Origin of the sequence: Pseudofrankia coriaricola (genome assembly GCF_001854805.1) — a bacterium.
Lineage (GTDB): Bacteria > Actinomycetota > Actinomycetes > Frankiales > Frankiaceae > Pseudofrankia.
Genome location: NZ_MBLO01000244.1, coordinates 44,930 through 57,519, shown reverse-complemented (window position 1 = coordinate 57,519; position 12,590 = coordinate 44,930). Strand labels below are relative to the sequence as shown.

Sequence of the window (12,590 nt, the reverse complement as noted above, 5' to 3'; positions counted from 1 at the left end):
CCCTCGCCGAGCGCGAGCGCGGCCCTGGCCGCGTCGACGTCGGCCTGCAGCGTCCGTGCCCGGCCGGTCAGCGTGGCGACGTCGGCGGCGCGGCGGTCGCGCTCGGTGATCAGCGCCGCGTCGGCGTATGCCCTGGCGGGCGCGCCGGCCCGCCAGGTGCCGGCCGCGTCGGCCAGCAGCAGCCCGACCATGGCGGCCAGCGCGAGGGTGACCAGTCGCGACGGCCGGCGGCGGGCCGCGGCGGCACGGGCCGCACCGACCCCGCCGGTGGCCTCGGCCGGCCCGGCGCGCCGGGCACGGCGCGCCGCGGCGGCGCGGTAGGCCGGATCCAGCGCCCCAGCGGCCACCAGGGCGAGCGGGGCCGCCGCCCCAGGGGACCTGGACGCTGGAGGGGTTTCGCGAGTCTGGAGGCCCGGTCCAGGGGTCAGGGCCGATCCGGGCGCGCGCACACCGGGCATTCTCACCGACGCCGAAGCCACTGGCGCGCAGCGCACCCGCGCGGGCGCCCGGCCGTGTCGGCGCCCTCACCGTCACCGGCCCGCGTCAGTGGTGGCTGTGAGGGCCGTACTGGCCGTGGGATGTGGACGCGCGGTCGCGGTGGTCGGCCTCGACGACGGCGGCCCAGTGGCGCAGCAGGGCGCGGGCCTCGTCCCGGTCGCCGGCCTCGGCCCACAGATGGGTGACCGCCTCGGCCGGGTCGGGCAGCACCAGCACCCACGCCCCGTCCGGGCGCACCACCCGCACGCCGTCGGTCGTGTCGATGACGTGCCCGGCGGCCGCGTCGACCGACTCGACGACCCGGCGCATCACCGTCCCCTTGGCCGCCCACGGCGTCGGCACCGAGCGGCGCACGACCGCGACCGGCGGGATCCGCGCGTCGATCGCGGACAGGGTCAGCCGGGTGCGCGCGACCAGCGAGAGCAGCCGGACGAACGCCGCGAGCCCGTCGAGCGCCGCGCCGAACTCGGGCACGACGAACCCGCCGCGCCCGTCGGCGGCGAACACGACCCTGGGGTCGCGCGCCACCCGGGGCAGGTCGGCGGCCGACAGCGACGTGCGCCGCACCGTCAGGCCGTGGAACTGGGTGACCTGGTCGGCGACCAGCGTCGTGGTGACCGGCACGGCCACCTCGCCGCCCCGGTTCTCGGCGGCGACCAGGTCGAGGAAGACCAGCAGCGCCCGGTCGTCGTCGATCAGGTCGCCCCGCTCGTCGACGATGGTGATCCGCTCTCCCACCTGGTCGAACCGGACCCCGAACGCCGCCCGGGAGCTCGCCACCAGCTCGCCGAGCCGCTCGACGGCGCGGTGGCGCTGCGCCTCGGTGTGGGTGGTGACGGTGTCGTCGAGGCGGTTGTTGACCGTGAGCACGTCGACGCCGAGCCGGCCGAGCAGCGTCGGCAGCACCAGCGACGCGGCACCGCCGGAGGGATCGACGACGACCTTCAGGTCGGCCTCGGCGACGCCGGAGGTGTCGACCTGGTCCAGCAGGTCCTGGGTGTAGCGGTCGGCGGTGCGCGCCGGGAGCCGCAGGTCGCCGATCTCGCCGGGGAAGGCACGGCGGAACTCCTGGCGGGAGAACACCCGGTCCAGCTTGCGCTGCGCCGCGGGCGACAGGTCGTCGCCGTCGGCGTCGAGAAAGACGATGTCGATGCGCTCGGGGTCGCCTTCGGTCGTGCGCAGGATGATCCCGCCGGCCGCGTCCGACGTGCGCACGTCGAACCGGGCGACCGGCATGGCCGCGACCTCCAGGTCACGGACGTTGATCGCGCTCGTGGTGAGCGCGCTGATCACCGCGCGCTTGAGCGCCCGGGCGGCGCGCGAGCCGTCGCGGGCGGTGGTGACGGTCGCGCCCTTGCGCAGCGTGGTCGCGTAGGCGGCGGCGAGCCGGACCGCCAGCTCCGGGGTGATCTCGGCGTTGATCAGGCCGGAGACGCCACGCGGGCCGAACAGCGACCGCTGCCCGCGCGACTCCCAGATGACCGAGGTGTTGACGACGGCGCCGGCCTCGATCGTCTTGTACGGGTAGACCCGCACGTCGTGGGAGATGAACGCCTCCTCCTCGACGACACAGGCCTCGGCGACGACGGCGCCCTCCTCGACGCGGGCGGCGCGACGCACGTCGGTGCCCTTGCCGATGACGCAGCCGCGCAGGTTGGTCCGCGCGCCGATCAGCGCGTTGTCACCGACGACCGCGCGGTGCAGGAAGGCGCCCTGCTTGATGACGACGTTGCTGCCGACGACGGTGAACTCGCGCAGTTCCGCGCCGGCCTCGACCTTCGAGTAGTCGCCGACGACGAGCGGGCCCTTGAGCACCGCGTCCGGGTGGACGTCGGTGTCCTCGCCGACCCACACCCCCGGCGAGACCTCGAAACCGCCGATCTCCACGTCGACCTGCTGGTTGAGCACGTCGGCCTGGACCCGAAGGAAGCTGGCGATCGTGCCCACGTCCTCCCAGTAGCCGGACACGACGTGCCCGAACACGGGGGCGCCGGCGGCGACCAGGCGGGGGAACACGTCGGCCGACCAGTCGACGGGCTCACCGGCCGGGACGTGGTCGAACACCTCCGGCTCCATGACGTAGATGCCGGTGTTGACCGTGTCGGAGAAGACCTGGCCCCAGGTCGGCTTCTCCAGGAAGCGGGAGATCCGGCCGTCCTCGCCGGCGATGACGATGCCGAACTCCAGCGGGTCCGGCACCGACTTGAGGGCGACGGTGACCAGCGCGCCGTTCTTGCGATGCTCGGCGACGAGCTCGGTCAGGTCGATGTCGGTGAGCGCGTCGCCGCTGATCACCAGGAACTGCTCGTCGCGCAGCGCCGCCTCGGCGTTCTTCACGCTGCCCGCGGTGCCCAGCGGCGTCGACTCGGTGGCATACGACAGGTGCATGCCGAGCTCGTCGCCGTCACCGAAGTAGGTACGCACCATCGCGGCGAGGAACTGGACGGTGATCACCGTCTCGTCGAAGCCGTGCCGCTTCAGCAGCCGAAGGACATGCTCCATGATCGGCCGGTTGACGACCGGCAGCAGCGGCTTGGGCGCGTTCGCGGTCAGCGGCCGCAGCCGGGTGCCCTCCCCGCCGGCCATGACCACGGCTCTCACGGCGAGCCTCCCGCCGGGGACGGCCGGCCCCGGGCGGCCTGCCGGCGGGCCCGGGCGATGCCGGCGACCTGGAAGGCGTAGAGCAGCCCGGCCCACCAGTACAGCGCGGTCCCCCAGATCGCGAACGCCCAGCCGAGCGGGCGGACCACGGTCGAGACCGTCCCGTGACCGTCGGCGAGCAGCAGCAGCGGGAAGGCGTACAGCAGGTTGAAGGTGGCCGCCTTGCCCAGGTAGTGCACCGGCAGCGCGGTGCCCAGGCCCAGGCGGCGCATCGGGATGAGCAGCAGGGTGATGAACACGTCGCGGCCGACGATCGCCGCGAACAGCCACCAGGGAATGATCCCCCGGACGGCGAGGGCGACGATGGTGGCGAGGATGTAGAGCCGGTCGGCGAGCGGGTCGAGCAGGATGCCCAGGCGGCTGGTCTGGCCCAGGGCCCGAGCGAGCCGGCCGTCGAGATAGTCACTGATGCCGGCGAAGACCAGGATGCCCAGCGCCACCCAGTCGGCGTGCGGGCCGAGCACGAGCCACAGGAAGACGGGTACACCGAGCAGGCGCAGCGCGGACAGCAGGTTCGGGATGGTCCAGATCCGGTCGCTGGGGGCGGAGGCGCTCGTCATGCGGCATTTCCTCCCCTCAGCGGCGACCTGCCAGCAAGATTACGGGCCAAAGGAGACGCGGAAATGTCCTGCCCGCGTCGGGCACACGCGTACCGTGGCGCGCCCGGCAGGATCGGCGCGCCCTCTGGAGGCAAGACGCTAGTCGATGACCATGCACGCGGGCGCGGCGAGGGCGGGCAGGACAGCGCGCCCGACCGGGCGCCGGCACTGAGGGCGTAACCCGGGCCTTCCGCGGCGCGGACCGTGGCGCCGGCAGCCCCGCCGCGCGTTCCGGGCAGGGCTCGGCACCGGCCGCAGACCGCCGCGGCGGACCAGGTCAGCCGGATCAGAAGGAGATGAGGATCACCGGCTTCCGGCCGCGGGACGCATGAAGCCTCGTCCACACCGTCGCCCGCGGGGAAATAGCCGCGGGGAACCGTCCGCCGCCGACTGGACCTGGCTCACCGGGCCCGAAGAAGAGCTACCCCCGCCATGAACAGGCATCGGGATCCAGGCTGGTCGGGCGCGAAGCGTCCGGGAGACGAAGACACGGCCGGGGCGCTCCGCGCCTGGCCGCGTCCCGTCACATGACCCGGCCGACCAGGTAGGTCGAGCTGTAGATCGGGCGCAGGGACACCACACCACCGGTCTGCGGGGCGGCCCACATGTAACCGTTACCGGCGTAGATGCCGACGTGGTAGATGTTGCCCGGGCTGCCGTAGAAGATCAGGTCGCCCGGCTGCTTGCCCGACTGGGCGACGTGCGTCGTGGCCCAGTACTGTGCCTCGGCGGTGCGTGGCAGGTTGCGGCCGAGCTGCTTGAAGACGTACTGGACGAGGCCCGAGCAGTCGAACGAGTACGGGCCCTCCGAGCCGTAGACGTACGGCTTGCCCTTCTGCAGCGAGGCGAGGTAGACGGCCTTCTCGCCGATGGTGCTGCCCTGGATGACCGACGGGACGCCGGTGTCGAGGTAGTCGTCGCTCCTGCGCTGCTGGATCGTGATCGTGGTCGCGCCGGCCACCGAGGGCCGCAGCGTGCTGCCGCCGTCGAACACGGCGGTGAGCGTGGTGGTCGACAGCAGCCGGGCGGTGATGCTCGCCTGGCCTTGGTCGTCAGTGGTGAGGGTGGTGGTGGCCTGCCACTTCGGCCCGTCCACCACGACGATCTTCACCTTCTGGCGGACCAGCGCCGAGCCGTCGAGAGCCTCGCTCGCCTTGACGGTCAACACGACCGGAGCGTTGGGCTGGACGGTGGTGTGGTCCGCGGTGAGCGTCAGGTTGGTGAAGACCGGGCCGGAGTCGGCCACCGCTCCCGCGAGGCCGCCCGAGCCGGAACCGTCGGACACGGCGCGGCCCAGGCCGCTGGCGCCGCTCTCGTCGCCCCCGCCCCCGAACGCGGCGCCCAGGGCGCTCGCCTCGTAGGTGGTGCTGCTGTTCTGCGGGTTCGTGTCGACGGTCGAGGGCGAGTCCGAGGAGGGGACCGTGGCGGCGAACGCGGCGGTGGAGACTGCGAGCGTGCCGGTCGTGAACGCGGCGATCGTGCTGACCCGGCGGGGTTGGTTGCCGGTCCGCCGGCGGGCCCCGTTCGGGGCGCCGTCCGTGCGATGCCGGCCGCGCACAAGCTCGTCCCAGTCGTCCGGGAGCCAGGCCATGCCACGACGGGACAACGCGCGTCCTTCCCTGACGCCTGCGAGGTCAGCTGTCGGGTTCGGGCGGGGTTCACGCCACCCGGCTGCCTTGCGGCAGCTTCACCCCGAGGACGCGGCCGGTGTTCCGGCGTTGCCCGGTGAGACCTTGGGTCCCCCGCTCCTGCCCCGGCTTGTCGGAGGGTGTTCAGACCAGGGGCAGGACTCGGCGTTTGGCCTGACGATTTGGTGCCTTAGGCGAAGAATGTTGCATCGCTGACCATAGTCGATCCCCCAGCGGCACCTCCAACCACCGTAAACACAACAATTGGACACCTCCCAGCAGGTTTCGATGAGATGTCCGCCTCGTTCCGACCGGCTCTGCCCACACGCCCAACCAGGAGAAATCGTCATCGGCGTCAGGGGTTGCGAACCATCCCGCGCCAGCGCGGCCCAGTCGATTGATCCGACGTTGGGTCGGCCGAGAGAAATTACACCCTCGGGGCCCACCGAGCCCAGTTCGTGCAGGACTAAAGTCCCGGATCGCTCTAGGGTCCAAGGGCCCTACCGGACGAATGGGCCGAAACAGACGCGCGTGGTCGCAACGCGACACACCCGCCGCGACCGGCATGCCACGGCGACCCGACCTCCGCCCATCCCACACCAAAGGGCCGCCGGCGCGACGAAGATCGTCGCGCCGGTCCCGTCGCGTCAACAGCGTTGACTATCTTGTGGGCGGGTTGGCGCGAGCCGCCGAAACCACAGGGTCCTCGGCAGAGCGCAAGACACGGTCGGACCAGCAGGCGCGGTCAGGCCGACAGTCGCGGCCTGATTGCGGACGGCCGACGGAGGGCGTGGCCGCGGACGGCCCGGCCACCGGGCGACGACCGCGGTGGGCGCGGCGGCGCCGTCACCCGGATGGCCGCGGAGTGGCGGCGGAGGGCACGGCGGGAGCGACCGAGGCGGGCGGGGGCGGCGTGAGCCCGGCCGACGCGGATCCGGCCGACGCCGGCGGGGCGGACACGGGCGCGGCGGATGCCACTCCCGCCGGGGTGCCGGCCGACGGCGTGGGCTGGGCCCCGGCGGGCGACACGGGTGGCGTCACACCCACGGGCGTCGGCACGGCCGCGGGTGTGGCACCGGGCGCCGCCGGGAGGCCCTGGGCGGGCGGGACGACCGGTGTGGGGATGGCATGGCCGTAGACAACGAGGTTGTCCAGGTAGTGGTGGGTCCGCTCGTCGAACCCGCCGTCGCAGGTGATGAGCCGGATCTCCGGGCGGGTGACCGGGCCGTAGACCCGCTGCGTCGGGAACGCCGCCTTGGACACGGTCTCCGACCGGTCGACGACGAACGTGACGCTCGCCCCGGACACGCCCACGACGGTCAGCTGGTCCCCTGGCAGCAGGCTGCGCAGCCGGTAGAAGACAGCCGGCCCCTTCTTCGAGTCGTAGTGGCCGACGAGCACCGCGGGCCCGACGGCGCCTGGGGCAACCCCCGGCTTGTACCACCCGACGTCGCCCCATTGGGTTGGCACGTCGATGGCGCCCTGCGGCGTCAGCCCAAGGCCGACGACGGGCGCGTCCACCGCGATCGCCGGGATCCGCAGCCGTACCGGGTCGGCCACCACAGGCGGTGGAAGCAGTGGCGCGGGGCTCGCCGTGGCCGGCGGAGCCGAGGCCGTCGCGGTGACCGGAGGCGGCAGCACCCGGCCGGCCGACGGCGCCTCGACCGCGGAGAGTTCCGGAGCGGCCAGCCGGTATCCGCTGAGGGCGACCAGCGCCAGCCCGGCCAGCACCAGCGGCCAGGTCAGCCGGGCTTTCGACCCGAACCGGCCCGTTGGCCTGTCCGGCGGCCCGGCCGACGGCATGCCGGCCCGGGACCTGCCACGCAGACGAGCGCGAGCGGTCGCCCGGGTCCGGGCCGGGCCCAGGGCCACGGGCTCGGTGGAGTCGAGGAGGGCGTCGAGGCCGTCCTCACGAACGGCGGCACGCTGGCGCCCGCCGCTCGCGACGCCTCGGTCCCGAGGAAGCCCGTCGCCCCGCGCGGGCCCGCGGTGGTCCAGCAGGCGGTCCGAGCCGGCCACCTGCTCGGGCCCCGCGCCGAGGCGGTCGGGCCGGGGGTCGGGCCGCCGGGGCCGTCCGGCCGCGGCGACCGCCCGCGGACCGGGCCGCCGGCCGCCACGCTCTGACGCACCGCCCACGATGCTCGCCCCTTCCCGTGCCACCGGCACCCGACGGCGTGCATGCTATGGCGCCGAAGCCCGTTGTCCGCGTCACCGACGCCGTATCCGGCAGTGAATCAACGGCGCGCCCGGACGGGACAGGAAAAAGGGACAGGACGCACGCGGAAGACAATCAGGGCCAACGCTGTGGTCCCGAATTCCGGAAAACCCGTCCTGGATCGCGGGAAAGGCGCCGGAGGAAACCGGCGGGAACGGGGCGGTCCCCGTCGCCGCAGGCAACCGCCGCCAGGGGCCCCGAACCCCGCCGTTGATTCTCCGGCCACTCACCAGGTGCTCACCACGCCCATGCGGGCTGCTCAGGATTTGGCCAAGGAGTGGCTATGGTGTCACTCGCAGTCATGTGAAAGTCACAATCTGCGAGAGAGGGGACCTGATGAAGGGCCTGGGACGTAGTGCAGCCCTGCTGGGATTGGCCGGCGCCGCGAGCGTCATCCTCACCATCGGTGGGCCCGGCCTTGGGATCGCGCAGGCCGCGGACGGCAATGGTGACCGGAAGGACAACGGCGCCCTCGACGACAAGAACAGGGACAAGGACTGCATCGACGGCACGGACGACGGCAGGAATGACGACTGGTTCAAGGACGGCATCCTCGGCGACCGCGACAAGGACAAGGACTGCGTCGTCGGCGCGGGTGTCGGTGTCGGTGTCGGCGGGGGCGGCGGGGGCGGCGGCGGGGGCGGCGCCCCCGGCGGCGGCCCCGGCGGCGTCGCCGCGGGCGGTGGCGGCATGGCCACCAACTCCACCCCCGTCCTCCCGCTGGCCGGCGCCGGCCTTGGCGCCATCCTGCTGACCGTCGGCGTCGTGAACCGCCGCCGGGGCCAGGGCACCATCTGACCCAGCCGTCCGCCGGCGGCCCCGCCCGGGCCGCCCCGACGGTCGACGTCGGCTGTCCCGGCCGATCCGGCCCGCTGAGGTCGGACGGCCGCGAGACAGACCACCGCGCGCTCCGGTTCCGGCCAGGCGAACGCCCACTCCGCCTGGCCGGACCGGTCCCGCGCGACCCGCGCCCACGGCGACCACCCTCGGTGGGCGCCCCGACCCCGTCGGGGCGCCCACCGCCACGGAACACGAATCCGCCGGGACCCGCGGACCCCGCCAACCACAGCGCCCGCAGATCAGGTAACGTGTCCCTCGTCGCCGGAATGGTCACTGGACCGCGGCGGCATCACACTCGGGACGTGGCGCAGTTTGGTAGCGCACCAGACTGGGGGTCTGGGGGTCGCAGGTTCAAATCCTGTCGTCCCGACAGGTAGCCAAAGGCCGTTGATCAGGGCTTCCAGCCCTGATCAACGGCCTTTGGCACATCCGGGGTGGCAGCCCGCCACGCGATCATCCCGCGCGGCGAGCTGACCGGCCAGCGGAGCCCGTCGTGATCTGGCGCGCGGCAGCACGCCGGATCGCGACGGACCGGGCTCAGCGACCGTGGCGGCGGTCGTCGCGTTCGCGGACGCGGATGGAGATCTCCACGGGCGAGCCGACGAAGCCGAAGTCCTCCCGCAGGCGGCGCTCCAGGAAGCGGCGGTAGGCGGGCTCGAGGAAGGCGGTGGAGAAGATGACGAAGCGCGGCGGGCGCACACCGGCCTGGGTGGCGAACAGGATCTTGGGGATCTTGCCGCCGCGCGGGGGCGGCGGGGTGGCGGCGACGACCTCGCCGAGCCACGCGTTGAGCCGGCCCGTCGGGATGCGGTTGCCCCAGCTCTCCAGCGAGGTGCGCAGCGCGGGAGCGAGCCGGTCGGTCGCCCGGCCGGTGCGCGCGGAGATGTTCACCCGGGGCGCCCACGCGATCCGGGCCAGGTCGCGGGTGATCTCCTTCTCGAGCGTGAGCCGGCGGTCCTCGTCGAGCAGGTCCCACTTGTTGAAGGCGAGCACGAGAGCCCGGCCGGCGTCGACGACCATCTGGATGACCCGCTGGTCCTGCTCGGTGAGCGGTTCGTCGGCGGCGAGCAGCACGATCGCGACCTCGGCCGCCTCGATCGCCGCCGCGGTGCGCAGCGACGAGTAGTACTCGGCGCCGCTGGCCTGGCCGACGCGGCGGCGCAGGCCGGCCGTGTCGATGAACAGCCACGGCTGCCCGCCCGCGGTCACGACCTCGTCGACCGGGTCCCGGGTGGTTCCGGCGACGTCGTGCACCAGCGAGCGCTCCTCGCCCGCGAGCCTGTTGAGCAGGCTGGACTTCCCGACGTTGGGCCGGCCGACGAGCGCGACGCGGCGCGGGCCGTCCTCGTCGTCGAACCGCTCCGCCGGCGCCTCGGGCAGGGCGGCGAGCACCGCGTCGAGCAGGTCTCCGCTGCCCCGGCCGTGCAGCGCCGACACGGGGTACGGCTCCCCCAGCCCCAGGCTCCACAGGGCGGCGGTGTCGGACTCCAGCCGCTGGTCGTCGACCTTGTTCGCGGCGAGCACCACGGGATGGCCGGACCGTTGCAGCACCCGGGCGACGGCCTCGTCAGCGTCGGTCGCGCCCACGACGGCGTCGACGACGAACAGCACCGCGTCCGCGGTCGCGAGGGCGGACTGAGCCTGGGCCGAGACCCGGGCCGCCAGGCCCTTCGCGTCCGGCTCCCAGCCGCCGGTGTCGACGAGCGTGAACCGCCGGCCCGACCAGGTCGCGTCGTAGGCGACCCGGTCGCGGGTGACGCCGGGAACGTCCTCGACGACGGCCGCCCGCCGGCCGAGAATGCGGTTGACCAGCGTCGACTTGCCCACGTTGGGCCGGCCGACGACGGCGAGCACCGGCTGCCCCCCGGATGCGGTGCCCACGGCGGGGCTGTCCTGGCTCGGGCTGTCCTGTGTCGTCACCGTCGTACTGCTTCCTGTCGTTCCCGCGTCGTCGGTCCGGGCGGCGTCACCGCCTGCCCCGACTCCGGCTGTCATCCTTCGTCTGCCACGTCGACTGTCCTACGCCGACCGTCTGTCCCACCTAGGCGCCTCGCGCCGTGGCCCGTCGCGCCTGTCCGCGGAGAGCCATGGCTGGCGCCTGGCAACCATCGTCCACTTCGGGCGGCGACGCGGCCCGTGCGGGCCGCCCGGCCGTGGCCCGCCCGGCCGTGGCCCGCCCGGCGCCGGCCAGAACGCGGCCGGCGGTGCCCCGCTCGCCGGGGTACCGCCGTACCGCCGCCCTACTCAGCCCGCCGACCGGCCTCCGTGTTCCCGGCGGCGATCTCCGGCGCCGGGGCGCCCGACCGGGCGGCGGTCAGATGATCGGCCAGGTGAACCCTGATGTCCTCGGCCACCGCGGCCAAGGCCTTGCGCGACCGCGGGTTCGCCGGAATCTCCACGGTGAACGGCTCACCGAAGACCACCCGCACCCGAGCCGAGCGCTTCGGCCAGTGCGCCCCCTTCGGCAGCGCGCCGCCCGTGCCGAGACAGGCCACCGGCAGCACCCGGCAGCGGCCGTGCACCGCGAGGTAGGCGATGCCGTGCTGCACGGCAGCCATCTCGCCGCTGCCGCGGGTGCCCTCGGGGAAGACCCCGATCGCGTTGCCACGGGCGAGCTCGTCGAGCGCCGTGTGCAGCGCGACCCGGTCGGCCTTGCCGCGGTCGATCGGGATCTGCCCGACGAGGCGCAGCAGCCAGCCGAGGATGCCCTTGTACATCTCGACCTTCGTCAGGCACCGGACCGTGCGCGGCGACTCGATGACGACCAGCGGCCCGTCGAGCCAGCTCGAGTGGTTCCCCGCGAAGATCAGCGGCTCGCCCTTCGGGACGTTGTCGACGCCCTCCAGGCGGATCCGCATCACCACATGGTTGAGCACCCAGCGTACCGGCGGTTTGAGCAGCCGGTGCAGGATGTCGTTGTACGGCGGCGACTCGGCGCCCCGATGCGCGGGCCCCGCCGCGGTCAGCGCGGGTGCCTTCCCCGTGGTCCTCCGGCTGGCTCCCGCCGACGGCGGCACGGCCGGCGCCGGCTCCACCGCGAGCACCACCTGGCCGGCCGGGACGCCGGCCGGGACCACTTCGCCGGCCCGCGCCGTCTCGGTACCGGCCGCCGGAGGCGCCGGTTGCGTCGCCTGCACCTGTTCCGCTGCCTCGGTGACGTGGGTGGGCGGCGGATCAGCGGGCACGTCGTCGCCCGTGCTCACGACGCCGCCCCGGGGGTGCCGGCGACGGTGGGCACGACGAAGCCCGCCTCGCCGCAGCGGCGCAACACCAAGCCCACGACCTCGTCGATGGACATCCCGGTCGAGTCAAGCACGAGGGCGTCCGGCGCGACCAGCAGCGGGTCGACCGTGCGGGTGCTGTCCAGCGCGTCGCGCCGGCCGAGCTCGGCGAGCGTCCGGGCGACGTCGTCGACGCCCTTCTCCCCCAGCTCACGCGAGCGGCGCAGCGCCCGCACCTCGGTGGACGCCGTCAGGTACACCTTCACCGGCGCGTCCGTGGCGACGACCGTGCCGATGTCACGGCCCTCGACGACGATGCCGCCGGTGGTTCCGACCGCGTCGGCGACGATCTGCCGCTGCTGGGCGACGAGCCTGCGGCGCACCGCCTCGACCGCGCTCACGGCGCTCACCGCGTTGGTCACTGCCCGGGTGCGGATCTCAGCGTCGACCCGGACCTGGTTGACGGCGATCGTCGGGCCGTCGGGGTCGGTACCGGGGGTGATCGTGGCCCGCTCGGCGAGCTGGGCGACGGCCTCGGTGTCCTCCAGGTCGACACGCTGCTCGAGCGCGAGCTGGGTCACCGCGCGGTACATCGCGCCGGTGTCGAGGTAGCGCAGGCCGAGCCGGCGGGCGACCGCCTTCGCCACGGTGGACTTCCCCGAACCGCCGGGCCCGTCGACCGCGACCACCAGCCCGGGTCCATGCCCAGCCGCCGCCGCGTCGCCGCCTGCCGGCGATCCGGATCCGTGGTCGTGCTCCACCCCGTGCCCTCCGTCCGGATGTCCTTGCACACCTGCGCCCACGCCCGCGGGGTACCGTCCCCACCCGCCGATACTCGCCGTGGCCGGGATCAGGCTACTCGTCCCGGTCGGATCATGACCGGCGGCACGGCCCAAGGCTGCGCGCCGGTGACGAGACCCACGCCGCC

Annotated in this window: 8 protein-coding genes, 1 tRNA gene, 1 pseudogene and 1 riboswitch; of the genes and pseudogenes, 2 read left to right on the top strand and 8 right to left on the bottom strand. The window is 73.9% G+C overall.

Annotated elements, in window-relative coordinates; translation table 11 throughout:
- From BCD48_RS52630 to BCD48_RS34220, 5 genes and pseudogenes are all read right to left on the bottom strand, one after another.
- A pseudogene (locus BCD48_RS52630) lies at positions 1-347 on the bottom strand (hypothetical protein); the annotation flags it as partial.
- A gap of 196 nt (positions 348-543) precedes the next feature.
- Positions 544-3,084: a mannose-1-phosphate guanyltransferase gene (locus tag BCD48_RS34235; RefSeq protein WP_071052538.1), complete on the bottom strand. Its 2,541-nt coding sequence runs from the start codon at positions 3,082-3,084 to the stop codon at positions 544-546.
- A gap of 11 nt (positions 3,085-3,095) precedes the next feature.
- Positions 3,096-3,719, bottom strand: a complete 624-nt coding sequence (clsA, locus tag BCD48_RS34230; RefSeq protein WP_071052527.1) for a cardiolipin synthase ClsA — start codon at positions 3,717-3,719, stop codon at positions 3,096-3,098.
- A 562-nt stretch (positions 3,720-4,281) separates the two neighbouring features.
- Positions 4,282-5,364, bottom strand: coding sequence for a C40 family peptidase (locus tag BCD48_RS34225; RefSeq protein ID WP_071052526.1), 1,083 nt, complete (start codon positions 5,362-5,364; stop codon positions 4,282-4,284).
- A 3-nt stretch (positions 5,365-5,367) separates the two neighbouring features.
- A riboswitch (cyclic di-AMP (ydaO/yuaA leader) is annotated at positions 5,368-5,564 on the bottom strand.
- Between the two features lie 668 nt (positions 5,565-6,232).
- Entirely contained in the window at positions 6,233-7,522 is a 1,290-nt protein-coding gene (locus BCD48_RS34220) for a class F sortase (RefSeq protein ID WP_241842218.1), read from the bottom strand.
- Between the two features lie 415 nt (positions 7,523-7,937).
- On the opposite strand from BCD48_RS34220, the gene BCD48_RS51675 reads away from it, so the two are divergent.
- On the top strand, positions 7,938-8,399 hold the full coding sequence (locus tag BCD48_RS51675; protein ID WP_071052525.1) for a hypothetical protein: 462 nt from the start codon (positions 7,938-7,940) through the stop codon (positions 8,397-8,399).
- Between the two features lie 338 nt (positions 8,400-8,737).
- A tRNA-Pro gene (locus BCD48_RS34210) sits at positions 8,738-8,811 on the top strand.
- 167 nt (positions 8,812-8,978) lie between these two features.
- Here BCD48_RS34210 and der read toward each other — a convergent pair.
- The 3 genes from der to cmk form a co-directional block, all read right to left on the bottom strand.
- Positions 8,979-10,361, bottom strand: a complete 1,383-nt coding sequence (gene der, locus BCD48_RS34205) for a ribosome biogenesis GTPase Der (RefSeq protein WP_071052524.1) — start codon at positions 10,359-10,361, stop codon at positions 8,979-8,981.
- 320 nt (positions 10,362-10,681) lie between these two features.
- Positions 10,682-11,644, bottom strand: a complete 963-nt coding sequence (locus tag BCD48_RS34200) for a lysophospholipid acyltransferase family protein (RefSeq protein WP_083419625.1) — start codon at positions 11,642-11,644, stop codon at positions 10,682-10,684.
- Entirely contained in the window at positions 11,641-12,423 is a 783-nt protein-coding gene (gene cmk / locus BCD48_RS34195; protein ID WP_071052523.1) for a (d)CMP kinase, read from the bottom strand. Before cmk ends, BCD48_RS34200 begins: the two co-directional genes overlap by 4 nt.
- Positions 12,424-12,590 lie beyond the last annotated feature (167 nt).

Coding starts and splice junctions, on each gene's coding strand:
- clsA (WP_071052527.1), bottom strand. CDS start 3,719: ATGACGAGCGCCTCCGCCCCCAGCGACCGGATCTGGACCATCCCGAAC.
- BCD48_RS51675 (WP_071052525.1), top strand. CDS start 7,938: ATGAAGGGCCTGGGACGTAGTGCAGCCCTGCTGGGATTGGCCGGCGCC.
- BCD48_RS34235 (WP_071052538.1), bottom strand. CDS start 3,084: ATGGCCGGCGGGGAGGGCACCCGGCTGCGGCCGCTGACCGCGAACGCG.